Here is a 23235-nt window from a genome sequence, read left to right as displayed (position 1 = left end):
GCCCCGCTGCGCACCAACTCCTTTTCAGCCACCCTCGCGCAAGCTTCGCCCGATAGTTTCGGCATGAACTGGGCGGCCCATGATCGGCCGCCGGATCTCATGAAGAGACGGACAGCGCCATGGCTCAACAAGCAGCACTGATCATCCCCAAGGTCGCGCCGAAGGGACGCGATATCGGCTTTGCGCTCGGTATCGTGATGATCCTGTCGATCCTGTTCCTGCCGATACCGCCGTTCCTCATCGACGTCGGCCTGGCATTCTCGATCACATTCTCGATCCTGATCCTCATGGTGGCGCTGTGGATCCAGAAGCCGCTGGAATTCTCGTCCTTCCCGACGATCCTGCTGATCTCGACCATGGTGCGGCTGGCGCTCAACATCGCCACGACGCGCGTCATTCTTTCCCACGGGCATCAGGGCCACGATGCCGCCGGCGGCGTGATTGCGGGCTTTGCAAGCCTCGTCATGTCCGGCGACTTCGTCATCGGTCTCATCGTCTTCCTGATCCTCATCACGGTGAACTTCATCGTCATCACCAAGGGCGCCACCCGCATCGCGGAAGTCGGCGCCCGCTTCACCCTCGATGCCATCCCCGGCAAGCAGATGTCGATCGACGCCGACCTTTCGGCCGGCATGATCGACGAAAAGGAAGCGCAGCGCCGGCGCCGGGAACTGGAAGAGGAAAGCTCCTTCTACGGCTCCATGGACGGTGCCTCGAAATTCGTACGCGGCGATGCCATTGCCGGCCTCCTTATCACCGCCATCAACGTCTTCGGCGGCATCATCATCGGCTTCTTCCGCCACGGCATGGACATCGGACAGGCGGCCGACGTTTTCGTCAAGCTCTCGGTCGGTGACGGTCTCGTCTCGCAGATCCCGGCCCTGATCATCTCGCTCGCCGCCGGCCTCCTGGTCTCGCGCGGCGGCAGCACGGGCTCCACCGACGAAGCGGTCATGAACCAGCTCGGCGGCTACCCCAAGGCCCTGATGGTCTCCGCCGGCCTCATCTCCCTGCTCGCCGTCATGCCCGGCCTGCCCTTCATTCCCTTCGCCATTCTCGGCGGCGCCCTTGGTTTCTTCGCCTGGGCCATCCCGCGCAAGCTGGCGGCACAGGCCGAGGAAAAGCGGGCCGAAGAAGCGGTCAAGGCCCAGCAGGTGCAGGAAACGGAGAAGGACTCGGTCAAGTCGGTGCTCAAGACGCCGGAAATCGAGCTGATGCTGGGCAAGCAGGTCTCGACCCGCCTGCTCGGCGCGCACCAGGAACTGGCCTTCCGCGTCGGCAAGATGCGCCGCAAGTTCGCCAGCCAGTACGGGCTCGTCGTTCCCGAGATCAAGGTCTCGGACGATATCTCGGTCCCGGACAAGGCCTACCATATCCGCATCCACGGCACGACGATCGCCTCGAACACGGTGCGCGTCGGTGAAGTCCTCGTCGTCACCGGTGGCGGCCGCAAGCCGAGCGTGCCGGGGGACGATATCCGCGAACCCGCGTTCGGCATGCCGGCGGTCTCCATTCTCGAGACGTTCACGGAGGACCTGAAGCGCGAAGGGTTCCATCCGATCGACAACGTCTCGGTGGTGCTGACCCATCTGTCCGAAGTCATCCGCAACAACCTGCCGCATCTTCTCTCCTACAAGGACGTCAAGATCCTCATCGACCGGCTGGATCCGGAATATCGCAAGCTCGCGGACGAGATCTGCTCCTCGCACATGTCCTATTCGGGCCTTCAGGCCGTGCTGAAGCTGCTGCTGGCCGAGCGCGTCTCCATCCGCAACCTGCACCTCATTCTCGAAGCGGTCGCCGAACTCGCCCCGCATGTGCGCAAGACCGAACAGATCGTCGAGCATGTGCGCGTGCGCATGTCGCAGCAGCTGTGCGGCGACCTCGCCGACAACGGCGTGCTGCGCGTGCTGCGCCTCGGCAACAAGTGGGACATGGTGTTCCATCAGGCGCTCAAGCGCGATGCCAAGGGCGAGATCGCGGAATTCGACATCGATCCGCGGCATCTGGAAGAGTTTTCCGAGCAGGCCAGCAAAGTCATCCGTGAACATCTCGATCGCGGCATGCCATTCGTGCTGGTATCCTCGCCCGAATCCCGCTCTTATGTGCGCATGATCGTCGAACGCCTTTTCGCCACCCTGCCGGTTCTCAGCCATGTCGAGCTCGCCAAGGGGCTCGAGATCAAGATCATCGGCTCCATCGCATGATCGCTGGTATCACCGATCCGCAGGGCATGATCCTGGCGCTCTTCGCCGCGTTCTGCCGGATCGGTGCCTGCCTGATGGTGATCCCGGGCTTTTCGACGGCCCGTGTTCCGGTCCAGGTTCGGCTTCTGACGGCCGTTGCCGTATCCATGGCCATCCTGCCGCTCATGTGGAGCGAGATCTATCCGAAGGTCTCCGTCGGCAACAGCGCCTATATCTACCTGATCGGCTCGGAGACCATCATCGGCGCGGCGATCGGCCTTGTCGCCCGCTTTTACTTCCTCGGGCTTCAGTTCGTCGGCACCGTCCTGTCGCTGATGATCGGCTTCACTGCCCCGCCCATGCAGGATGTCCTCGAAGATTCGACCGAAAACCAGCTGACCAACCTGATCACCTATGCCGGGCTGATCATGCTCTACATGCTGGATTTCCATCACATCATGTTCGAGGCGGTCGTACAGTCCTATACGGCACTGCCGATGTCGACCGGTTTCGATCCGCAGAACCTTCTGGTGTCGCTGACGAATTCGCTGTCGACCACCTTCCTGATCATGTTGAAGCTGTCGAGCCCCTTCATTCTCTACGGCATCCTCTTCAACACCGCGGTCGGCATGGTCAACAAGCTCGCGCCGGCCATTCCGATCGCCTTCATTTCCACGCCTTATCTCATTCTTGGCGGGCTGTTCCTGACCTATCTCGGAATTGCCGCCATGCTGCGCATTTTCGCCGACAGTTTTGCGCAGGTCATGCAGGCCATCTGAGCAAGCCGTCGCCCGAACCGGTGCGCCGAAAGACAGGAACCGTCATGCCGACAAAACGATCCGACAAGCTCAAGCGCCTCGTGGCCGTGCAGCGCCAGCTGGAGCAGATGGCCGAGCTCGATCTTGCCGACACGGCCCGCAGCCGCCGGGAGGTCTCCGAGACCATCGACATCGTGGCGGACGCCATGGGCTCTGCCCATCCCATGCACCGCCTGTTTTCCGGCCAATATGCCGTGCAGCTCGACCGTCTCGCCCAGAAGGACCAGATGCTGGCCAATATCCAGCAGGCCCACGAGACGCGCGTCATGCGCGAGCGGGCCAAGGGTGACCGGCTGGAGGAAAACATGCGCGACGCCCGCATGGCCGAAGACCGCGAAGAGACCGACACTGCGATCTACGATCTCGTCGATCAGTTCGTGCTGATCGCCCCGCCAGCTTCCGGTAAGCTTGGCGAGCAATAGTCTTCTCCAAGGCGGTCGGCATGATGCCGCGACCGATTTTCCAGACAGGATGCCGTCGACGATGAGCAGTTGACGGCGGGCGCATGGACAGCCCGCGGGCGCTTTTCCCGGTGAGGGACGAGCGAGGACGCGTGCGGCTGCCCGGCGGCGCGCCAAGGAGACGGAGCAGGATGGCGATCAATCCCCCCAGCGATATTGTCATGGACGTGATGCGCGCCGCGGACCCCGCCGGCATCGAGGAAGCCCAGGCAAAGCTCAAGGCAAACCGCGCCGCCTTCGAGGCGAACAGCCTTGCCGACAGCGGCAGCGGCTTTGCATCTGCCGTCACCATCCTCAACCGCGACAGCGTCAACGCCCAGCGTTCCGTTGAGGCCGAGAGCCAGAGCGACAAGGTCTCGCCCACCTATCGCAAGTTCGAAGCCATGGTGCTGCAGAATTTCATCAAATCCATGATGCCGTCCGACGATGAGAACGTCTATGGCCAGGGCCTTGCCGGCGACACGTGGAAGTCGATGATGGCCGAGCAGATCGGCGACGTCGTCGCAAAGTCCGGCGGGATCGGCATTGCCGCCAGCCTGATGCGCAAGGAAGGGCTTTCCTCGCCGGAGAACAATCACGGCCTCGTCAATGCCTCCAACGATGTCAGCAGCGTCAACCTTGCCGCCAGCATTGTCCAGGAACACCAGCGCAAGGCCGTGGCAGGCGTTCTGCCCGGCAACACCGACACCGCTGCCTGATCGCTCAGGGGCCGTCTCCATGGCGGCTTCGCCAGGGTAGCATCTTCGAATTGAACCGCCAGACCGAGCGCGTCCGATCGCGCAATGGCGCGGCAATCACAGCATGATTGGGAGCCATAAGATGGACGTAGACGTTTCGAGTGACCTCAGGATCCGCAATGTTCTGGGGCGCCTGGAGATGATCCTGGACAACGAAACCAGCCGCATCGGCGTCGATCCGACCTTCGACATCAAGACTTCGAACGCCCACAAGAGCCGCTGCCTCTACGAACTTTCCATGTTGCAGCGCAAGGCCAATCCGGCCGACCTGCCCAAGAGCTTCGAGGAGCGCACCCGTTCCATCCAGCGCAAGCTGGAAGACAATGCGATCCGCATCGAGGCGCATATGGAAGCCGTCCGCTCGGTCGTCGATATCCTCAAGACCGCCATGCACGACGCCGATGCCGACGGCATCTACACGCCCGAGCAGTTCCGCTACAGCGAGGCCGGATGATCAAGATCATACTCGTCGGCGTCTGGGTCTGCGCGGTCACGCTGGGCACGGTCTATTTCTCGGTGCAGTACGCCTCCGCGCCGACGACGCCGGATGACGGCAAGCCGCAGGTTGCCGCCGAGCATGTGCCGGGCGAACTCGTCACCATTCCGATGATCGCCGATGGCGCCATCAAGGGCTACTTCATCAACAGGCTCTCCTTCAATGCCGACAAGGAGAAGCTGAAGGAGATCAAGACGCCGCTGAAGGAAACGCTGACGAGCACGCTGTTCGATATCCTCGTCGGCTCCAAGATGATCGACATTCCCAACACCCGGAATTTCGAACTCGCCACTTTCAAGGCGGCGATCAAGGACGGGCTGAACAAGGAATTCGGAGACGAGGTGATCCTCGAAGTCTATGTCGAGCAGCTCGAATATCTCTCCAAGGAAGACGTGACGCGCCTGTCGACCAAGCAGGATGACAAGAAACAGCAAAAGCCTGTCACGGTCGTCGACAAGAATGGCGACACGGCCCATGACGCGCCGCCGGCCAAGGAAGCCAGCAGCGGTCACTGACCGGCCCTTCCTGAAATGCCGCAAGCGCCGCCCACCGGGCGGCGTTTGCCGTTCGGTGATCAGTTCTTCTCCGGATTGCGATATTGCTCGTTGATCAATCCGGCCTCCGCCATCAGCCGGCCGATGGCAACTTCCGCGTGGAAAAGCCCCGCCATTGCAAGGCCCGATCGGCGCCACAGGCGAAAACCGCGCAGCGGCGAAAGGGCAAGAAGTGCGAGCGACTTCAGGATCGTCTTTGTCCGTCCCGTGACGCTCGGGTCGGCGCGATGCTCCAGCATGGCGGAAAGCGCGCCCGTACGCAGGCTCCGCGCCCGGATCCAGGAACGCTCCGTACGCCGCAGCGGCACGGTCTCCGCCACCCATGCCTCCTTCGCCCAGGCAAATCGGAAGCCCTTCAGCTTCGCCCGGCGATAAAAATCGCTGTCGCCGCCGCCGGTGAAATTGAACAGCGTGTCGAGGAAGGGCCGCGGCATGGCATCGAGCACGGGCCGCGTGATCAGCACATTGCCGGAGGAGTAGAGGATCGGAACCGGTCCCGTCGTGTCATAATGGGGCATGAAGACGGGGTGGTGCTTGAAGGCAGGGTTGGCGCCGGCCTCGAAGACCGGCAGCTGCGGGCCGCCGACGAGCTCCGCCTTCGTGGCGGCCTGTACCGAAAGAAGACGGCTCAACCAGTCCGGTGCGGCCACCTCGTCATCATCGATCACGGCGATCGCCTGAAGCATCGGATAGGTGTCGAGCGCTGCCTGCCAGCCACCATTATAGGCATGGCAGTTGCCCCGATCCCGCGTGACGATGACGAGGCCGTTCGTCTCGTGGGCGGCGAAGAAATCGCGTGCCGCCACTGCGCCGGCCTGACCTTCCGCATCGTTTTCGATGACGACGACGGCAAAGGGCAGGGGGCTGCTCTGCGAGATCAGCGTACTGAGCGTTTTGACGAGGTGCTCGGGCCGGCGAAAGGTCGGCACGGTGATGACGACCCGGATCGCCTCCGGCAACTCCTGTCCGCAGCGGAAATAGACGGTGATGGGCTCGCCGGTCACGTAAACTTTTCCCCACTGCTCCAACACTCTGTTAACCGCACTAGACCAGATCTTCCTAAACAGATGCTGAACGGGTGAAATCGCTTTTGAATGAATAGCTTAAATGGCCTTTCAGTTTAGCCTGATAGGGTTCCTGCAATCACCTTTGAACGCAGGGTCCCATGCATCTGGTTTTCGTCACATCGCTGGTTCCGGTCGAAAACCCGTCCTCCGGATTCGATATCGCCAACCGCGCCGTCTATGAGGGGCTGGTCGCACTTGGGCACCAGGTCAGCGTCCTCGGCTTTGCGGGGCCCGCTGACAAGCCGCTGAAGCGCGGCGATGTCCATCTGCTCGGCCGGATCGAAGTCACCAACGCCCGGGTCGATGCCTGGCGCAGGGCAACCTGGCTGCTTGGCGCCTTCGCGGCCAATCTGCCGGTATCCGTCGCCAAGATGCGTGCGGTCGACGAGGCCGATCTTCGCGCCGCGATCGATGGACTCGGACCGATCGATGGCTTTGTGCTCAACTCCGTGCAATTGCCGGGCGCTTTCCTCAACCTTTTCCGCTCGACGCCGACACTCTATGTCGCCCACAATATCGAGGCCGCGACCGCTCGGGAAAATGCCGAGCGTGCGCAGGGCCGCCTCTCACGGGTCCTCTTCTCGCGCGAAAGCCGTCTTCTGGCGGGCATCGAGGCGCGGCTGACCCATGAGGCCTCGTGGGTCTTTACCTTCAGTGAAGGCGACAGGCTGGGCTTCGGCCCGGCGGTGGCAGCCAAATCCTGCGTCCTGCCGCTGGTGACGCGGTGGGAGGCGCCGGCCGATCTGCCCGCCGTCCCGGGCAGCGCCACCCATGATCTCGGCCTCATCGGCACCTGGAGCTGGGAAGCCAACCGCATCGGCCTGGACTGGTTTGTCGGCGAGGTCGTCCCGTTGCTGCCGCCGCATCTGACCATTGCCGTCGCCGGTGAAATCACGTCTCCGCCGAAGTCGGACCATCCGGGTCTCCGCTTTGTTGGCCGGGTTCCGGACGCCGATGCCTTTCTCGCCAGCACACGCCTCGTACCGCTCGTTGCCCGGGCCGGCAGCGGCGTGCAACTGAAAACCATCGAGACCTTCGAGCGCGGTCTTCCCTGTGTCGCGACGCCCGCCTCGGTGCGTGGCATCGAAACCCTGCCCGCGCTCTGCCGCGTTGCCGAAACGCCCGAGGCCTTCGCGGACACCATCATCGCCCTTCTCGGTGCGCCCGGTCTTGCCCCCGATGCCGATGCCGGCCGCCTGTTCCATGCCGAACAGAAGACCCGTCTTCAAGCCGCGCTTGCGACGGGCCTCTCCCATCTCGACCGCGTCGGCGTCTGCGCTCCGACGCTGACCCGCCCTTCTACGCCAAACACCCCCGCACCGGCTGCAGATTCGTCTTTCGCGCCGGTCGCCCGCCTTGGAGGCTATTGATCATGCAGTTCGCTCCAGACACCGCCATCCAAGCCTCGCAGCGCGATATTCTTGGCCTCAAGGTCTGTGACCTCGGCTGGGCCGATGCCCTGGCTTTCGCCGATGAGCTCCTGTCCCTGCCGATCGGCCAGACCGTGGTTTCGTTTCTTAACGCCAACAACGCCAACCTGATGATGAAGAACCCGGACTACCGGGTCATCCTCGATCGCCAGCTCGTCTTCCCGGACGGCTATGGCGTCGATATCGCCAGCTGGATAAGCCACGGCTCCATGTTCCCGGCCAATCTGAACGGCACGGACTTCGTGCCCGCGCTGCTGACCTATGTGTCGCGCCCGCTGAAGGTCGCGATGATTGGCGCCCGGCCGGAGGTGCTGGCCCGCGCCGCTGAAGCCTTCCGGCGCCACGCGCCCTGGCATATGTTCGTGCCGGTGTCCGACGGCTTCTTCGCCGAAGAGGAATCCGATGCGATCATGGCACGGGTGCGCGATCTGAAGCCGGATCTGCTGCTCGTTGCCATGGGCAGCCCCAAGCAGGAAAAGTGGGTGGACACCTATGTCGGTCCCGGTCATGCGCGACTGGTCATGACGGTCGGCGCACTCTTCGACTTCGTCGGCGGCCAATTCCCGCGCGCGCCGGCCATGGTGCGCCGCCTGCGCCTCGAATGGCTTTACCGCCTCGCCCAGGAGCCGAGCCGCCTGTGGCGCCGCTACCTGCTCGGAAATCCGGTTTTCCTGTTGCATGCGATCAGGCATAAGGTGCTGGGCGGCGAGTTGCCGCGCACCGGTGCAATGGTACAATCGCCGGCACCGGGTGCGTCGCCGCGCGGCAAGGACACGGCCACGTCGTCCACGACCGTGCAGTCGCCGAACTGAGACGCGTCGGACGCTTTTGCTGACAGGACGCCGCGCTGCCCTGACGACCCGGATGAGGATGGATCATTTCCGATGGCGCTTATTCGAACAGCCCCTGTCACAGCGCCTGTCACCGCGCTTGTCACCGCTTCCTATTCGCGGGATTTCGAGCGCTGCCGCCTGCTGTGCGAGAGCATCGACCGACACATGCAGGGCGCGTGGGTCCACTATCTTCTGGTCGCGCCCTTCGACGTCGCTCTCTTCCGGCAGTTGGAAGGACCGCGTCGCCGCGTCATCGACGAGCGCGAAATCCTGCCATTCTGGTTGCGGGCAGTGTCCGATCCCTTCTCCGGCGGCGGACGCAAGATGTGGCTCAGCCCCTTTTCCCTGCCCCTGCGCGGCTGGCATGTGCAGCAATTGCGCCGCCTTGGTCTTGCGCGGCTGATCGAGGAACCCGCCATGCTGGCGCTCGATTCCGACGTGGTGCTCCTGCGCCCCTTCGATCCCGCCGCCCTGTGGCAGGAGGATCGCCTGCGCTTCTACCGCAAGGATCTGGCGATCACGCAGGCGGCGCGGTCAAACCACCTGGCCTGGCTTTCCCATTCCGATAGCCTCCTTGGCATCGGCCCCTACCGCTTGCCGACCCACGACTACGTCAACACCATGATTGCCTGGCGCACCGACACCGGTCGCGCGCTTCTGGATCATATGGAGACCCGCAGCGGCCGCCACTGGGTCCGGGCCATGACGGCCAGCCGCGCCTTTTCGGAATGCATCATCTACGGCCGTTTCGTCGATGAAGTTCTCGGCGGCGACGGCCATGCGCCGAACCCGCGTCCTCTCTGCCACGTTCTATGGCAAGCCGGGGACTACCCCGCCGGCCGCGAGGGCCTGCGCCGTTTTCTTTCCGAGCTTCAACCGGATCAATATGCTGTCGGCATCCAGTCCTTCCTGGCCCATGAGCCGGGCGAGATCGAAGCGCTGCTGCGCGAAGCGGCGTGATCGAAAAGGACGGCCGGTCAGATGACCCGCCGTACCGGATGGCGCAGGGCGGTGTAGGTCAGCGCGAAGGAGAGGGCGTAGACCACGGCATAAAGGCCGTTCAAGGCCGGTGCCCAGGTGTTGACCTCCGTTGAGGCCACCAGCAGCAACGCCAGAAGCCCGATCTTGGCGCCGCCAGCAAAGACGAGGTTGATCGCCCGCCGCGCCGTGCGTCCTGTCGCGTAAAGCAGTTCCGACTGGTATTCCACCAGATTGCGGAAGGCGGGGACGAGCAGGATCAGCGCGATATAGGGCGAGGCTTCCGCCACATTGCGCCCGAGCCCGGACGGGAAGATGTGGAGATAGATGGCCATGCTGGCGATCGCCGCCAGCGAGACGGCGAAGACACCGGCCTCGATGAGCAGCCGGGTGCGCCAACTGGCAATCGTCTGCGGCGCGCGCATGATGCGCTGGACCAGAAGCGTATTGAAGGAGCGCACCGGCAGCGCCGTGAGGTCGGCAAGCCGCATCATGATGGCGTAGAGGCCGGAAACGGCAGGACCGCCCACCGCAAGAACGACGATCTTGTCGAATTCCGACTGCACGTAGAATAGCACTTCAGCACCGGCCACCGTGACGGAATCGGCCCAGCGCCTAAGGTAAAGGCGCGGCTGCCAGCGAAGCCGCACGCGCGGATAAAAGACCAGGATGCCGATCGCGAGGCTTGCCGCATTGGCCACGAGATAGTGGACCGACCAGCCGGCAAGATCGGGCGTTGCCGACAGGCTGAAGGCCAGCGCCGCAAGCGTGCGTAGCGCCGTTCCGATGATGACGAGCCATGCGCCGGCGCCGAAGCGGCCGAGGCCGTTCAGTACGATCACCACCGTCTCGAAACCACGCCAGAACACCACCTCCGACAGCATGAAGGTCGCAAAAACCGTTGCCGTCATGTCGCTAGCGAAGGTGAAGTGGAAAATCAGCGCGCCGAAGGGCACCAGCAGCGGTAGCGAGACGGCGGCGCCGGCCAGGAAGCCGAGCGTATAGGTGCCGATCAGGTGCGGTTTGACGGTCGCCACGCGGTAAAGTGGGGACATGAAGCCGAAGGCGAGCCCCCGCGACAGGATGATGCCGGCCGCAGACGCGGTGGCAAACAGACCGAACTGATCGATGCTCAGCGTATTGGCGACGCAGATGAAATAGACGAGCGACAGCACGAGCCGGCCCGCTGATCCGCCGGTCATCGACACATAGGCCCGGATCAGGCTCCGGTTGCGCGCATAGGCGGTTTGCAGGAAGGACAGCATGGGAGACCGGTTTGAACTTTGTCCCTCTCTTACGCCTCAAAGCTTAACGCGCTCTAATACCAGAGATCACTAACGGACGATGAGCCGGTCGCTTTTGTTGCGCGTATCTTCGAAGGCCACCGATTAACGGTTTGTTTGCCATAAAAATCTACAGTGTGTTCACGAGTTGCCGGATTTGCCGGCACATGGGTGTGTGAATGGTCAACTTGCCGCCGAAGAGGACGAAGCCGCCAGGCGGTTCGCTGCTGGATGCCGTGGGCTCGCAAAGCCCCGAGGCGGACGCACGCACGCCTTCACTGCTGGATGCCGCTTTCCGTCCGAAGCGCACGCCCCGGATCGACGTCGAGGCCTATGCCTTGAACTCCCGCCGGGATGCTCGTGCCGAAAGCCCTGTGGTGGCGGAGCCGTCAAGGCCGCGCCACCGGGAGGACCCTGCCGCGCATCCGGCTGCCCATGGCGAGCAGGTCCGCCTTCGCCGCGCGCAGCACGAAGACGTCTCTGATCGAGATCATCACGAAATTGAGCCGCGTCCCTCGCTTCTTGGCCGCCTGGCCGCGCGTTTTTCCCCGGTTTCGCGGGGCCATGCACGCGACCATCGTCACGACGGGCCGTGGCCCGACGCGAACGGCGAGCGCCGCGCTGGCCCCGAACGCCGTGATCGCGTGACGGCATCCCACGTCGGTGAAGAGGCTCCATCCGTCGCATCCGCTGCGCCGCTCGCGGACAAGCCTCTTGTCGACCTCAGGGTCGTTATCGGCTCGGTCTGGACGCTGCGCTATGCGATTGTCGCCACGACCGTGCTCGGCGCCGTTGCCGGCGTGATGCTGGCCCTTGCCACTCCCAGCAAATACGTGGCGACCAGCAAGCTCTATGTCGATCCGCGCGAAATGCGCCTGACCGATTCCGACCTGTCCAAGCAGAGTCTTGCCACCGAAGGTATTCTCGCCCTTGTCGACAGCCAGCTTGAAGTGCTGCGCTCGCGCGGCGTCCTTGAAAAGGTCGTGACGGATCTTGGCCTTGAGCGCGATCCGGAGTTCGGCGCCGCGAGCGGCGGCTTCCTCAGCCGTCTCACGGGGCAGCCGGCGGCTGGTTCCGGCGGCAGTACAGTTGCAGCGCGCAGCCTTGATGCGCTCGCCGAAGCCATTGCGGTCGGCCGCGACCCCAAGACCTTCATCATCACCCTCGATGTCACCAGCCGCGATCCGGCAAAGTCCGCCCTGATCGCCAATCGTCTCGTGGATGCGTTCCTCGCCGAGGAGCAGTCGGCGCAATCAGCCTTCTATCGCCGCACCACCGAAGCGCTGGACTCGCGTCTGGAGGAACTGCGCAAGGAACTGGATGTGGCTGAAAATGCCGTTGAGGACTTCAAGGCCAACAACGACATCGTCGGCGCCAATGGCCAGCTGATCTCGGAAAAGGAACTTTCGTCGCTGAACGATCAGGTCTCGGCCACCCGCAGCCGCATCGCGGAAGCGAAGGCCAAGGTCGATGTCGCAAGCCGGGTCAGCCCCAATGCCGTCATCGGCGGCAATTTTCCCGAAGAGGTCAATTCGCTGACGATGACCGAGCTGCGTAAGCAATATGCGACGGCCAAGACGGAGCTCGGGGCGCTGGAAGCCAATCTCGGCCCGCGCCATCCCCAGCGCCTTGCCGCGGCCCAGTCGGTGGAAACCGCGCGCAACGAGATTGCCAACGAGCTGAACCGCATCGCGGCCAATGCCCGCGCCGAACTTGCCCGTGCCGAGCAGGCCGAGCGTGACTTGGTCAACCAGCTCAACACCCAGAAGACCCGTCAGATCACCGCCTCCTCCTCCTATGTGGAGTTGCGCGACCTCGAGCGCACAGCGAACGCCACCCGCGCCATCTATGAAAGTTTCCTGAAGCGGGCCCGCGAGACGAGCGAGGAGCAGAAGCTCTCCGACCGCAACATCCGCGTTATCTCCAAGGCCGAGCCGCCCCTGCAGCCGGTCGGTCCGTCCCGCAAGCTGATCGCCATTGCCGGCGTCATCGGTGGCCTGTTCCTCGGCCTCGGCCTCGCCGTGCTCTTCGGCATCGTCACCTCGCTGCGACCGCTCTTCGATCCGACCTCGACGGGACGCAACCTGCGCCGGACGGATCGTGGCGACGGCGGAACGCCTGATCGCGCCGACCGCCAGCCGCCGCGCGCGCAGCACCGCCAGCCCCCGTCACGGCCGGCCTATGCCACTGCCGATGATGCGTTGCGAGCCGCTCCGGAGGCCGACGCCTATCGCGGTTCGCCCGTTCAGGATCATGCGCGCCGGCAAGCGTCGCAGCAGGATGGCCGTACCGCGCGCTCCCCGGAGCGAGCCGCAGAGCGCTATGTCGGCTACGATGAAGGTCCGATGCTCTCCCCACGCGGCCATGGCCGCCCTGCTGCCACGGCCGGCGCGTCCCAGGATGCCGTCGAGGCACTGCTGACGGCGCGGCGCATGATGGAGGACGAGCGTCGCCGCGACGAAGCGCCGCCTGCATCGCGCACCAGCCCGCGCCCTGCCCAGCCGATCGACACCGTCGAGGATGATCTGCGCGCGCTGCGTCACCGCGTCGAGGCCTATGTGCGCCGGCAAGCCGGTAGGGGCCGCTAACCGTCCATCCTGTGGCAGCCCTCGACGCTGATCCGCATTCTTCCCCCCCACGCCAGCGGTTCGCGCTTGCATTTGTCGGCTCTGGACAGCATAGGGCGCAGAGAGGCCATCCTGCCCGCCTTGCCGGGCTAGAGTGCGGTCTCGGATTTAGGAGCGGAACGGGGAGAAGTGTTATGGCCACCCTCATCGATGGAAAGACGGTTGCGCAATCGGTCACTGGTGCGGTCAAGGCGGCGGCTGAAACCCTCCAGGCGGAAACCGGCGTGCAGACAGGACTCGCCGTCATCATCGTCGGTGACGACCCGGCCAGCCATGCCTATGTCGGCGCGAAAAGCCGGATGGCCAAGGAGTGCGGCTTCAAGTCGATCCAGCATACGTTGCCGGAAGGGACCTCGCAGGAAGACCTCGCAAAGCTGGTCGAAACGCTGAATGCCGATCCTTCCATCCACGGCATTCTTGTGCAGTTGCCCCTGCCGAAACACCTGAAGTCCGATCCGATCATCCAGTCCATCCTGCCGGAAAAGGACGTGGACGGCCTGCATGTCGTCAATGCCGGCAAGGTCGCAACAGGCGATCTCGATGGCGGTCTCGTCTCCTGCACCCCGGCCGGCGCCATGGTCTTCGTGCGCCGCACCCATGGCGAGGACCTGTCGGGCCTCAACGCCGTCGTCATCGGCCGATCCAACCTCTTCGGCAAGCCGATGTCGGCCCTGCTGCTCGCCGCCAACGCGACCGTCACGACCGCCCATTCCCGCACGAAAGATCTGGCTGCCGTCTGCCGCAACGCGGATATTCTCGTCGCCGCCGTCGGCCGTCCCGAGATGGTGAAAGCCGACTGGGTCAAGCCCGGCGCCACCGTCATCGACGTCGGCATCAACCGCGTGCCGGCCCCGGAAAAGGGCGAGGGCAAGTTCCGCCTGGTGGGCGATGTCGCCTTTGCAGAATGCGAAAAGGTCGCGGGCGTAATCACGCCGGTGCCGGGCGGCGTCGGCCCCATGACCATCGCCATGCTGATGGCCAACACGGTCATCGCCGCCTATCGCAAGGCCGGTCTCACGCCGCCGAAATTCTGATCGCGCCGGGCAGGGGCGGGCAGGGGGCGTAAGCGACGCTGCCGTCTCCTCAACCCGCCGCTGTCCCTGTCATGCGCTGCGGACCGGTCTCGCACAGCGGGCCGGTGCCGCGCCCGTCGAGGCGCGGACGATCAGTTCCGTCTTCCACAATTCCTGGATCGGTGTTTTCTGCTGGCGGGAAACCGAACCGATGAGATGTTGCGCGACGCGCGTGCCGGCTGCCCGCAGGGACGAGCGCGTCGTCGTCAGGGGCACGGTGAAGTTTTCGGGCTTCAGCATCGGCAGCACGTCGTCATGGGCAATCAGCGAAATGTCGCGGCCGAGCACGAGTCCCGCCTGGTTGATGGCGCGCACGGCCCCGAGCGCCAGCACCGTACTGGAACAGAGTACCGCCGTTGGCGGGCGGTCCGCCGAAAGAAACCGCTGCATGGCGCGATAGCCGTGCTCGTCGGTCATCGGCGACTGTTCCTGAAGCGCCGGATCGAGCAAGATGCCGGCTTCGCCAAGGGCCCGCTCCATTCCCTTCTTGCGGCGGATGGCGAAGGTCAGGTCGCAAGGCCCGTTGATCAGGGCAAAATCGCGATGCCCAAGCTGCAGCAGCAGGCGCGTCGCGTCGTAGAACGCGCCGGTATTGTCGATATCGATATAGGGGTAGTCGCGCGCCCCGCCGATGGCCCGGCCATGGACGATGAAGGGAATGGAGAGCGACTTCAGGATGTCGATGCGCGGATCCTGCGCCCGCATGTAGGCGATGAAGAGGGCATCGACATTGCCGCTGGCGGCCAGCCGGCGGAAGGTCGCCTCTTCCTCGGCGGGTACCGCCGGATTGATGACAAAGTGAAAGTCGTGACGCACGGCTTCCTCGGCAAGGCCCGCCAGGAATTCGCCGAAGTGGATGTCGCTGTCCATCCCCGCCGCAATCGGCATCACGAGGCCGATCGAATAGGCTCGTCCGGTCGCCAACCGCTGGGCGGCGCGGTTCGGCCGGTAACCCGTTTCGCGCACGGCGGCCAGCACACGCTTGCGCGTCTCCGCATTCACCTCGGGATAGCCGTTCAATGCCCGACTGACCGTGGTCTGCGAAAGGCCGAGCAATGCGGAAAGCTGCCGCAGATTTACCGCCATATCTGACCGCCCTCCCAAAGCGCTTTGATTTTCCACCCAGTTCAGCCGCAATCCGGGCATGGGTGGAAGATGTAGCACCGCCGCCATTGAAAGCGAAAGCAAAATTCACGCTGTTGCATCGCGGAAAATTCGCCGCAGGGCAGCATTTCATCACGTCTGTGTCCAAATTTTCGAAAGCTCTTGACTCCCCTTCGGCCTTGATGATTTGTAGAGGCAACCAAAGCGCTTTGAAAATGGGGCGCTGACGGTGGGAGATCATGGGGTCTGTCCGGCGGTGCCGGAAGCTTTTCGGGAGGAAGACATGAAGAAAGCATTCCTGATGGGAGTGGCTGCGTTCGCGCTGTGCGCCGGTATCGCGCAGGCGCAGGAACTGAAGTTCAAGCCGGGCGAGGATGCGCGGTTTACCTGGTCGAGCTACGAGGATTTCAAGAAGGCGCATGGCGACCTCAAGGGCCAGAAGCTGACGATCTTCGGCCCCTGGCGCGGTGAGGACGAGGCGCTCGTCAGGTCGATGCTCGCCTATTTCACGGACGCCACGGGCGTCGAGGTCAGCTACTCCTCCTCTGAAAACTACGAGCAGCAGATCGTCATTGACACCCAGGCCGGAAGCCCGCCGGATATCGCGGTTCTCCCGCAGCCGGGTCTTTTTGCCGACCTCGCCTCCAAGGGCTTCCTCGTCTCGCTTGGCGACGACACCGGCAAGTGGATCGAGGACAACTATGCGGCCGGCCCCAGCTGGCGCAAGCTCGGCACCTACAAGGGCAAGGATGGCGCTGAGCAGTTCTTTGCCTTCCCCTACAAGGCCGACCTGAAGTCGCTCGTCTGGTATTCGCCCGAAAACTTCGAGGATGCCGGCTACGAAGTCCCGAAGACCATGGAAGAGCTGAAGTCGCTGACCGAAAAGATCGCGGCCGATGGCGAAAAGCCCTGGTGCATTGGTCTGGGTTCGGGCGGCGCCACCGGCTGGCCGGCGACCGACTGGGTCGAGGACATGATGCTGCGCACGCAGTCGCCGGAAACCTACGACAAATGGGTGACCAACGAGATCAAGTTCGACGATCCCGCCGTCACCGGGGCCATCGACGAGTTCGGCTGGTTTGCACGCAACGATGCCTTCGTGGATGGCGGTGCGGCGGCCGTTGCCTCCACCGACTTCCGCGACAGCCCGAAGGGTCTCTTCGCCTCGCCGCCGAAGTGCTACATGCACCGTCAGGCGTCCTTCATCCCCTCCTTCTTCCCGGAAGGGACGAAGCTTGGCCAGGACGCAGACTTCTTCTACCTGCCGCCCTACGCCTCCAAGCCGGAGCTCGGCAGCCCTGTGCTCGGTGCCGGCACGCTCGTCGCCATGACGAAGGACACGGCTCCGGCCCGCGCCTTCATCGCCTGGCTGCAGACGCCGATCGCCCATGAGGTCTGGATGGCGCAGTCCGGCTTCCTGACGCCCTTCAAGGCGGCCAATCCGGACGCCTATTCCAACGATCCCTCCAAGAAGATGGGCTCGATCCTGACCAGCGCCACGACCTTCCGTTTCGACGGTTCGGACCTGATGCCGGGCAAGATCGGCGCCGGCGCCTTCTGGACCGGCATGGTCGACTATGCCGGCGGCAAGTCCTCGGCTGATGTCGGGACCGAAATCCAGCGCGCCTGGGATGCGATCAAGTAAGGCACGTCACCTGAAGCCGTGTTCATCCGGGGGAGCTTTGCCTTTCCCCCGGATGGATCTGCCGGCCTTGCTGCCGGCGTAGGACTGCTTGTCGATATCGGCGACCGAAGACACAAGGCGCAAAGCCCGTTCGGTCCCACCTGGGGGAGGGCCAATCATGCAGCAATTGTTCGTTGCCATCGCGACCATGGTCGCCGGCGTTCTGGGGTGCGCTGCCTATTTCTGGGGCACCAACTTCATCCTCGATCGCATCTTTCCGTCGAATGGGCCGAGCGCCGTCGCCGCCTCGCGCAATCTGCGCATCGCCAACTCCATCCGCCCCTGGCTCTTCCTCGCGCCGGCCATCTTTGCGCTTGGTATATACCTCGTCTATCCCGTCATCGAATCCGTCTGGCTGAGCTTCCACGACAGGTCCGGCAACACGTTCGTCGGTGTTTCCAACTATGTCTGGCTGATCAATGACGGCGAATTCCGCCAATCGATCTTCAACAATTTTCTCTGGCTGCTGGTCGTGCCCGCCGCCGCCACCTTCTTCGGCCTGATCATCGCGGCACTGACCGACCGGATCTGGTGGGGCAATATCGCCAAGACGCTGATCTTCATGCCGATGGCGATCTCCTTCGTCGGCGCCGCCGTCATCTGGAAGTTCATCTACGACTATCGCGCCGCCGGCCAAGAGCAGATCGGTCTCCTGAACGCCATCGTGGTCTATTTCGGCGGCGATCCGCAGGCCTGGATCACGCTGCCCTTCTGGAACAACTTCTTCCTGATGGTCATCCTCATCTGGATCCAGACAGGGTTTGCCATGGTCATCCTCTCCGCTGCCCTGCGCGGCATCCCGGAAGAGACGATCGAAGCCGCCGTGATCGATGGCGCCAATGGCTGGCAGATCTTCTTCAAGATCATGGTTCCGCAGATCTGGGGCACCATCGCCGTCGTCTGGACGACGATCACCATTCTCGTGCTCAAGGTCTTCGACATCGTGCTCGCCATGACCAACGGCCAGTGGCAGAGCCAGGTGCTCGCCAACCTCATGTTCGACTGGATGTTCCGCGGTGGCGGCGACTTCGGGCGCGGCGCGACGATTGCCGTTATCATCATGCTGCTCGTCGTTCCCATCATGGTCTGGAATATTCGCAATGCACGCCGCGAGATGGGAGGTCACTGAGATGATCGGTTCGAAGCGCTCTCCACTCGCCTGGGCCGTGCACCTGTCCGTCGCCCTGCTCGTTATCCTCTGGACCCTGCCGACCGCAGGCCTCCTGATCTCCTCGCTCCGCGACAAGGATCAGCTTGCCGTGTCCGGCTGGTGGACAGCCCTGTCCACCTCCTCGCAGAACCGTCAGGCCCGCGCCGCAGGGCCGGACACGCAACGTGAGGAAAACGGCCAGTTCGTCATCTCCGGCAATGTGCTCGAGGGGCAGTCCGGCATCGTCTCGGCCTTCGGCTTCAACAGCCGCGAGCCGGCCGCCTTCGAGCCCGGTGCCACCGCGACCATGAACGACGGCGAACAGCTCACCGTTCAGGAAAACGGCGACTACACCATCGTCTCTCCGACCAAGATGGAAGGATCGCGCGGCCAGCGCATCTTCTACACAGCCTCCGTGCCGCCGCGTTTCACTTTCGACAATTACCGCGAGGTGCTGAATGCCGAGGGCATCGGCCAGTCCTTCATCAACTCGCTGACCGTCGCCATCCCCGCCACCATCATCCCGATCCTCGTGGCGGCCTTCGCGGCCTATGCGCTGGCCTGGATGCCGTTTCCGGGGCGCGCGCTGCTGATTGCCATCGTCGTCGGCCTGCTCGTCGTTCCCCTGCAGATGTCGCTCATCCCGCTTCTGAAGCTCTATAACGGCGTCGGCGCCTTCCTCGGCGTTCCCGCCAAGACCTATGTCGGGATCTGGCTTGCGCATATGGGTTTCGGCCTGCCGCTCGCCATTTATCTCCTGCGCAACTACATGGCCGGCCTGCCGCGCGAAATCATGGAGTCGGCCCGCGTCGATGGCGCCAGCGACTTCGAAATCTTCGTCAAGATCATCCTGCCGCTGTCCTTCCCGGCACTCGCCTCCTTCGCGATCTTCCAGTTCCTGTGGACCTGGAATGACCTGCTCGTCGCCATGGTCTTCCTCGGCACGGGCAACAACGAGCTGGTTCTGACGGGGCGGCTCGTCAACCTGCTCGGCTCGCGCGGCGGTAACTGGGAAATCCTGACGGCTTCCGCTTTCATCACCATCATCGTGCCCCTGATCGTGTTCTTCAGCCTGCAGCGCTACCTCGTGCGCGGTCTGCTCGCTGGCTCCGTCAAGGGCGGCTGACCCACACAACAAGGACGCAAAGACATCCATGAGCATGACCGAGGCAAACGGCTCGATCCTGACCCCCGACCGCGACTGGTGGCGGGGGGCGGTGATCTATCAGATCTATCCGCGCTCCTATCAGGACAGCAACGACGACGGCATTGGCGATCTCGCCGGCATCACCCGCCGGCTGCCCTACGTCGCCTCGCTCGGCGTTGATGCCATCTGGATCTCGCCCTTCTTCACCTCGCCCATGCGCGACTACGGCTACGACGTCTCGAACTATCGGGATGTCGACCCGATCTTCGGAACGCTCGCCGACTTCGACGCCCTGATCGCGGAAGCGCATCGCCTCGGCCTCAGGGTGATGATCGACCTTGTCATCTCGCACACCTCCGACCAGCATCCCTGGTTTGCCGAAAGCCGCTCCAGCCGCTTCAACAAGAGGGCCGACTGGTATGTCTGGGCCGATGCGAAGCCCGATGGCTCGCCGCCCAACAACTGGCTCTCCATCTTCGGCGGCTCCGCCTGGCAGTGGGACCCGACGCGCCTGCAATATTACATGCACAACTTCCTGACGTCGCAGCCCGACCTCAACCTGCACAACCCCGAAGTCCAGGAAGAGCTGCTCGCCGTCGAGCGCTTCTGGCTGGAGCGCGGCGTCGATGGCTTCCGCCTCGACACGATCAACTTCTACTTCCACGATCAGCTTCTGCGCGACAATCCCGCGCTCGCGCCGGAACGCCGCAATGCCAACACCGCGCCGGCCGTGAACCCCTACAACTACCAGGAACATCTCTACGACAAGAATCGCCCGGAAAACCTCGCCTTCCTGAAGCGTTTCCGTGCGGTCATGAACGAGTTCCCGGCCATTGCCGCCGTGGGCGAGGTGGGCGACAGCCAGCGGGGTCTCGAAATCGTCGGCGAATACACGTCCGGCGGCGACAAGATGCACATGTGCTACGCCTTCGAGTTCCTGGCGCCCGATCCGCTGACGCCGAAGCGTGTCGCCGAAGTCATGCATGATTTCGAGCGCGCCGCGCCGGAAGGCTGGGCCTGCTGGGCCTTCTCCAACCACGATGTGACGCGCCACGTCAGCCGCTGGGGCCAGCATGTCGCCGACAAGGATGCCTTCGCCAAGGGACTTGCCAGCCTCCTGATGGCGCTGCGCGGCTCTGTCTGCATCTACCAGGGTGAAGAGTTGGCCCTGCCGGAGGCCGAGATCGCCTTCGAGGATCTGCGCGACCCCTATGGCATTCAGTTCTGGCCGGACTACAAGGGCCGTGACGGCTGCCGCACACCGATGGTCTGGGAAAAGGATGCGGTGAACGGCGGCTTCGGTGAAGGTCGCCCCTGGCTGCCTGTGTCGCCCGAGCACCTGCCGCGTGCCGTGGACCGGCAGGAAACGGATATGCGCTCCGTGCTGCACCACTACCGCCGTTTCCTGGCCTTTCGCGCCGAGCACCCGGTCTTCGCCAAGGGCGAGATCGAGTTCCTGGGCGTCGAGGCGCCGATGCTGGCCTTCGTCCGCGCCTACGGCAACGAGAAGATCGTCTGCGTCTTCAACATGAGCGGTGAGCCTCATGCGGCGCCGGTGCCGGCCGACCTCGGCACCATCGAGCCGCTGAGCGGCCACGGCTTCGACTCGTATCTCAGCGACGGCAGCATTGTGCTTCCGGCCTGGAGCGGCTTCTTCGCGCGGCTGCTGTAAGGCAATCGGCGATATAACACGACAAGAGGGAAGGGGAGACAACCGATGACCGGGCTTCAACTCAAGCAGATCCGCAAGTCCTACGGCGCCGTGGATGTCATCCACGGCATCGATCTTGAGATCAAGGAGGGCGAGTTCGTCGTCTTCGTCGGTCCCTCGGGCTGCGGCAAGTCCACCCTGCTGCGCATGATCGCGGGCCTCGAAGACATCACCGGCGGCGACATGTTCATCGACGGCGAGAAGGTCAACGACGTGCCGCCGTCGAAACGCGGCATCGCCATGGTCTTCCAGTCCTACGCGCTCTACCCGCACATGACGGTATACGACAACATGGCCTTCGGCATGCGCATCGCCAAGGAGAGCAAGGAGGAGATCGACCGGCGCGTGCGCGCGGCCGCCGACATCCTGCAACTCACGAAGTACCTCGACCGCCTGCCGAAGGCGCTTTCCGGCGGCCAGCGCCAGCGCGTCGCCATCGGCCGCGCCATCTGCCGCAACCCCAAGGTCTTCCTCTTCGACGAGCCGCTCTCGAACCTCGATGCCGCCCTGCGAGTCGCGACCCGCATCGAGATCGCCAAGCTGCACGAGCAGATGTCGGATACGACGATGATCTACGTCACCCACGACCAGGTCGAGGCCATGACGCTGGCCGACCGCATCGTGGTGCTGTCCGGAGGCCATATCGAACAGGTCGGCGCGCCACTCGATCTCTACGAGCGACCCGCCAACCTCTTCGTCGCCCAGTTCATCGGCTCGCCCGCCATGAACATCATCCCGTCCAGCATCCGCGCCGCCGGGGCACAGACAACCGTCGAGCTGTCGGGCGGAAAGTCCGTTACGCTCGATATCCCGACACCCGCTGGCGACATGGGCAAGGCCGCCAGCTTCGGCGTGCGTCCGGAAGACCTCGAAGTCAGCACCGGCGAGGACTTCCTCTTCGAAGGCACGGTCGCCATCGTCGAGGCGCTCGGCGAGGTCACGTTGCTCTACATCGAAGGCCTCGTGAAGGACCAGCCGATCATCGCCAAGATCCCCGGCATCCTGAAGGTCGCCCGCGGCGAAAAGGTGCGCTTCACCGCGCCGCGCGCCAAGCTGCATCTCTTCAATGCCGACGGCAAGACCTACCGCGTGTAGGCGGCCTGCTTGAAATTGTAGAAAGCTTTGCTATTCTACCGGAGTGATGCCGGGCCGTTGCTGCAGCCCGACATCCATTGTTTAGGCTACGATATTGACCCGCACGGTGATTGACCACGTCGTGCGGGTTTTCTGTATCCTAAACGTGACGCTGATGGGGATGAACCACATCGTCGACACCTCCGGTTCGCAAAGCGAGGCTTTCGCCAAAGCCGGCGTGGCCCATCCTCGCCGGTGCGCCCCGTGGTCCAGGCGCCTGCTGCTTTCGCCTGCGAGCTCGATGACGATAGATTTGCAGCTTTCGGTTGTCTATGGGCTGTGTGCTTGAAATTCTCAGGCGTCTTGGCGCGCCAGCCACTCGCGCCGCAGGATCGACATGACGACAAGGTCCGCACGACTGCCGTCGGGGAGCGGGTAGTGCTCGCGCAGGATGCCGTCCTCACTGAGCCCGCAGGCGGCATAGACGTGGCGGGCGCGGCCGTTCGACACGAAGGCGTCGAGCCAGAATTTGGCCGCTCCACTCTCTTCGAAGGCCGCCCGGATCAGCGCCAGCAGGAAGCGCTTGCCCAGTCCCTGTCCCGGAGAGGCAACCGCGATACGCTTGAGATAGACGAGCCCGTTCGCATGGCCAATGCCTTGCAGGATTGCATAGGCGAGGGGCGCCCCGGCCGCATCCTCGGCGAGAAAGTAGCGGTTCTCGCCACCGTCGATATTGGCCGCGTGCTGCTCCGCGCTGGAGCGGCCGACGAGATGTTCGAAGCCGGGCCTGCGCTCGATGGCCATGATGGCCGGGATGTCCTC

At 63.8% G+C, this 23235-nt stretch carries 21 protein-coding genes; 16 read left to right on the top strand and 5 right to left on the bottom strand.

Annotation, left to right across the window (positions count from 1 at the left end; translation table 11 throughout):
- The first annotated feature begins 119 nt into the window (after positions 1–119).
- The 6 genes from flhA to F3H41_RS09215 all read left to right on the top strand — a co-directional run bounded on the left by flhA (position 120) and on the right by F3H41_RS09215 (position 5213).
- Entirely contained in the window at positions 120–2207 is a 2088-nt protein-coding gene (gene flhA / locus F3H41_RS09240) for a flagellar biosynthesis protein FlhA (RefSeq protein ID WP_149738386.1), read from the top strand.
- On the top strand, positions 2204–2965 hold the full coding sequence (gene fliR, locus F3H41_RS09235) for a flagellar biosynthetic protein FliR (protein WP_149738385.1): 762 nt from the start codon (positions 2204–2206) through the stop codon (positions 2963–2965). Before flhA ends, fliR begins: the two co-directional genes overlap by 4 nt.
- 44 nt (positions 2966–3009) lie before the next feature.
- Positions 3010–3426 (top strand): hypothetical protein, encoded by a 417-nt coding sequence (locus tag F3H41_RS09230; RefSeq protein ID WP_149738384.1) that lies wholly within the window; start codon positions 3010–3012, stop codon positions 3424–3426.
- 170 nt (positions 3427–3596) lie between these two features.
- Positions 3597–4163: a rod-binding protein gene (locus F3H41_RS09225; RefSeq protein WP_149738383.1), complete on the top strand. Its 567-nt coding sequence runs from the start codon at positions 3597–3599 to the stop codon at positions 4161–4163.
- A 121-nt stretch (positions 4164–4284) separates the two neighbouring features.
- Positions 4285–4656, top strand: a complete 372-nt coding sequence (locus F3H41_RS09220; protein ID WP_149738382.1) for a hypothetical protein — start codon at positions 4285–4287, stop codon at positions 4654–4656.
- Entirely contained in the window at positions 4653–5213 is a 561-nt protein-coding gene (locus F3H41_RS09215) for a hypothetical protein (RefSeq protein WP_149738381.1), read from the top strand. The genes F3H41_RS09220 and F3H41_RS09215 overlap by 4 nt, the downstream gene beginning before the upstream one ends.
- A gap of 59 nt (positions 5214–5272) precedes the next feature.
- On the opposite strand, the gene F3H41_RS09210 is transcribed toward F3H41_RS09215, so the two are convergent.
- Positions 5273–6256, bottom strand: coding sequence for a glycosyltransferase family A protein (locus tag F3H41_RS09210; protein WP_149738380.1), 984 nt, complete (start codon positions 6254–6256; stop codon positions 5273–5275).
- Between the two features lie 161 nt (positions 6257–6417).
- On the opposite strand from F3H41_RS09210, the gene F3H41_RS09205 reads away from it, so the two are divergent.
- The 3 genes from F3H41_RS09205 (at position 6418) to F3H41_RS09195 (ending at position 9542) form a co-directional block, all read left to right on the top strand.
- A complete protein-coding gene (locus F3H41_RS09205) occupies positions 6418–7689 on the top strand; it encodes a glycosyltransferase (protein WP_149738379.1) in 1272 nt (423 codons plus the stop codon).
- A gap of 2 nt (positions 7690–7691) precedes the next feature.
- Complete coding sequence (locus tag F3H41_RS09200; protein WP_149738378.1) at positions 7692–8561, top strand: WecB/TagA/CpsF family glycosyltransferase; 870 nt, start codon at positions 7692–7694, stop codon at positions 8559–8561.
- A gap of 72 nt (positions 8562–8633) precedes the next feature.
- Positions 8634–9542, top strand: coding sequence for a DUF6492 family protein (locus F3H41_RS09195; RefSeq protein ID WP_149738377.1), 909 nt, complete (start codon positions 8634–8636; stop codon positions 9540–9542).
- Between the two features lie 17 nt (positions 9543–9559).
- Here F3H41_RS09195 and F3H41_RS09190 read toward each other — a convergent pair whose 3' ends face one another.
- The gene (locus F3H41_RS09190; RefSeq protein WP_149738376.1) at positions 9560–10825 is read right to left on the bottom strand and encodes a lipopolysaccharide biosynthesis protein; all 1266 of its coding nucleotides are present in this window, start codon (positions 10823–10825) and stop codon (positions 9560–9562) included.
- 407 nt (positions 10826–11232) lie between these two features.
- Positions 11233–11409, bottom strand: a complete 177-nt coding sequence (locus tag F3H41_RS21245) for a hypothetical protein (protein ID WP_188129405.1) — start codon at positions 11407–11409, stop codon at positions 11233–11235.
- A gap of 78 nt (positions 11410–11487) precedes the next feature.
- On the opposite strand from F3H41_RS21245, the gene F3H41_RS09185 reads away from it, so the two are divergent.
- Together F3H41_RS09185 and folD are read left to right on the top strand one after the other, a co-directional pair.
- A complete protein-coding gene (locus F3H41_RS09185; RefSeq protein WP_188129404.1) occupies positions 11488–13431 on the top strand; it encodes a GumC family protein in 1944 nt (647 codons plus the stop codon).
- Positions 13432–13604: 173 nt separating this feature from the next.
- On the top strand, positions 13605–14504 hold the full coding sequence (gene folD / locus F3H41_RS09180) for a bifunctional methylenetetrahydrofolate dehydrogenase/methenyltetrahydrofolate cyclohydrolase FolD (protein ID WP_149738374.1): 900 nt from the start codon (positions 13605–13607) through the stop codon (positions 14502–14504).
- Positions 14505–14573: 69 nt separating this feature from the next.
- On the opposite strand, the gene F3H41_RS09175 is transcribed toward folD, so the two are convergent.
- The gene (locus F3H41_RS09175) at positions 14574–15629 is read right to left on the bottom strand and encodes a substrate-binding domain-containing protein (protein WP_149738373.1); all 1056 of its coding nucleotides are present in this window, start codon (positions 15627–15629) and stop codon (positions 14574–14576) included.
- 301 nt (positions 15630–15930) lie between these two features.
- Between F3H41_RS09175 and F3H41_RS09170 the strand changes: the two genes are divergently transcribed.
- From F3H41_RS09170 to ugpC, 5 genes are all read left to right on the top strand, one after another.
- Complete coding sequence (locus tag F3H41_RS09170) at positions 15931–17292, top strand: ABC transporter substrate-binding protein (protein ID WP_149738372.1); 1362 nt, start codon at positions 15931–15933, stop codon at positions 17290–17292.
- Positions 17293–17449: 157 nt separating this feature from the next.
- Positions 17450–18460: a sugar ABC transporter permease gene (locus F3H41_RS09165; RefSeq protein ID WP_149738371.1), complete on the top strand. Its 1011-nt coding sequence runs from the start codon at positions 17450–17452 to the stop codon at positions 18458–18460.
- A gap of 1 nt (position 18461) precedes the next feature.
- Positions 18462–19607 carry a carbohydrate ABC transporter permease gene (locus F3H41_RS09160; RefSeq protein WP_149738370.1) on the top strand — a complete coding sequence of 382 codons (1146 nt, stop codon included), beginning with the start codon at positions 18462–18464 and terminating at the stop codon, positions 19605–19607.
- Positions 19608–19635: 28 nt separating this feature from the next.
- Positions 19636–21300 carry an alpha-glucosidase family protein gene (locus F3H41_RS09155; RefSeq protein WP_149738369.1) on the top strand — a complete coding sequence of 555 codons (1665 nt, stop codon included), beginning with the start codon at positions 19636–19638 and terminating at the stop codon, positions 21298–21300.
- A 45-nt stretch (positions 21301–21345) separates the two neighbouring features.
- Entirely contained in the window at positions 21346–22434 is a 1089-nt protein-coding gene (ugpC, locus tag F3H41_RS09150) for a sn-glycerol-3-phosphate ABC transporter ATP-binding protein UgpC (RefSeq protein WP_149738368.1), read from the top strand.
- A 333-nt stretch (positions 22435–22767) separates the two neighbouring features.
- Here ugpC and F3H41_RS09145 read toward each other — a convergent pair whose 3' ends face one another.
- A complete protein-coding gene (locus tag F3H41_RS09145) occupies positions 22768–23217 on the bottom strand; it encodes a GNAT family N-acetyltransferase (protein WP_149738367.1) in 450 nt (149 codons plus the stop codon).
- Between the last annotated feature and the right edge of the window lie 18 nt (positions 23218–23235).

The sequence above is a fragment of the Rhizobium sp. RU20A genome, from assembly GCF_900155885.1.
In the GTDB taxonomy this organism is placed as follows: Bacteria; Pseudomonadota; Alphaproteobacteria; order Rhizobiales; family Rhizobiaceae; genus RU20A.
Note: the sequence above shows the minus strand (reverse complement) of the source record. Positions and strands in the feature narration are given on the sequence as shown.

What these genes read in the sequence shown, in the direction of transcription:
- flhA (WP_149738386.1), top strand. Translation starts at nt 120, where the DNA reads ATGGCTCAACAAGCAGCACTGATCATCCCCAAGGTCGCGCCGAAGGGA.
- fliR (WP_149738385.1), top strand. Translation starts at nt 2,204, where the DNA reads ATGATCGCTGGTATCACCGATCCGCAGGGCATGATCCTGGCGCTCTTC.
- F3H41_RS09230 (WP_149738384.1), top strand. Translation starts at nt 3,010, where the DNA reads ATGCCGACAAAACGATCCGACAAGCTCAAGCGCCTCGTGGCCGTGCAG.
- F3H41_RS09225 (WP_149738383.1), top strand. Translation starts at nt 3,597, where the DNA reads ATGGCGATCAATCCCCCCAGCGATATTGTCATGGACGTGATGCGCGCC.
- F3H41_RS09220 (WP_149738382.1), top strand. Translation starts at nt 4,285, where the DNA reads ATGGACGTAGACGTTTCGAGTGACCTCAGGATCCGCAATGTTCTGGGG.
- F3H41_RS09215 (WP_149738381.1), top strand. Translation starts at nt 4,653, where the DNA reads ATGATCAAGATCATACTCGTCGGCGTCTGGGTCTGCGCGGTCACGCTG.
- F3H41_RS09205 (WP_149738379.1), top strand. Translation starts at nt 6,418, where the DNA reads ATGCATCTGGTTTTCGTCACATCGCTGGTTCCGGTCGAAAACCCGTCC.
- F3H41_RS09200 (WP_149738378.1), top strand. Translation starts at nt 7,692, where the DNA reads ATGCAGTTCGCTCCAGACACCGCCATCCAAGCCTCGCAGCGCGATATT.
- F3H41_RS09195 (WP_149738377.1), top strand. Translation starts at nt 8,634, where the DNA reads ATGGCGCTTATTCGAACAGCCCCTGTCACAGCGCCTGTCACCGCGCTT.
- F3H41_RS09190 (WP_149738376.1), bottom strand. Translation starts at nt 10,825, where the DNA reads ATGCTGTCCTTCCTGCAAACCGCCTATGCGCGCAACCGGAGCCTGATC.
- F3H41_RS21245 (WP_188129405.1), bottom strand. Translation starts at nt 11,409, where the DNA reads ATGGCCCCGCGAAACCGGGGAAAAACGCGCGGCCAGGCGGCCAAGAAG.
- folD (WP_149738374.1), top strand. Translation starts at nt 13,605, where the DNA reads ATGGCCACCCTCATCGATGGAAAGACGGTTGCGCAATCGGTCACTGGT.
- F3H41_RS09175 (WP_149738373.1), bottom strand. Translation starts at nt 15,629, where the DNA reads ATGGCGGTAAATCTGCGGCAGCTTTCCGCATTGCTCGGCCTTTCGCAG.
- F3H41_RS09170 (WP_149738372.1), top strand. Translation starts at nt 15,931, where the DNA reads ATGAAGAAAGCATTCCTGATGGGAGTGGCTGCGTTCGCGCTGTGCGCC.
- F3H41_RS09165 (WP_149738371.1), top strand. Translation starts at nt 17,450, where the DNA reads ATGCAGCAATTGTTCGTTGCCATCGCGACCATGGTCGCCGGCGTTCTG.
- F3H41_RS09160 (WP_149738370.1), top strand. Translation starts at nt 18,462, where the DNA reads ATGATCGGTTCGAAGCGCTCTCCACTCGCCTGGGCCGTGCACCTGTCC.
- F3H41_RS09155 (WP_149738369.1), top strand. Translation starts at nt 19,636, where the DNA reads ATGAGCATGACCGAGGCAAACGGCTCGATCCTGACCCCCGACCGCGAC.
- ugpC (WP_149738368.1), top strand. Translation starts at nt 21,346, where the DNA reads ATGACCGGGCTTCAACTCAAGCAGATCCGCAAGTCCTACGGCGCCGTG.
- F3H41_RS09145 (WP_149738367.1), bottom strand. Translation starts at nt 23,217, where the DNA reads ATGGCCATCGAGCGCAGGCCCGGCTTCGAACATCTCGTCGGCCGCTCC.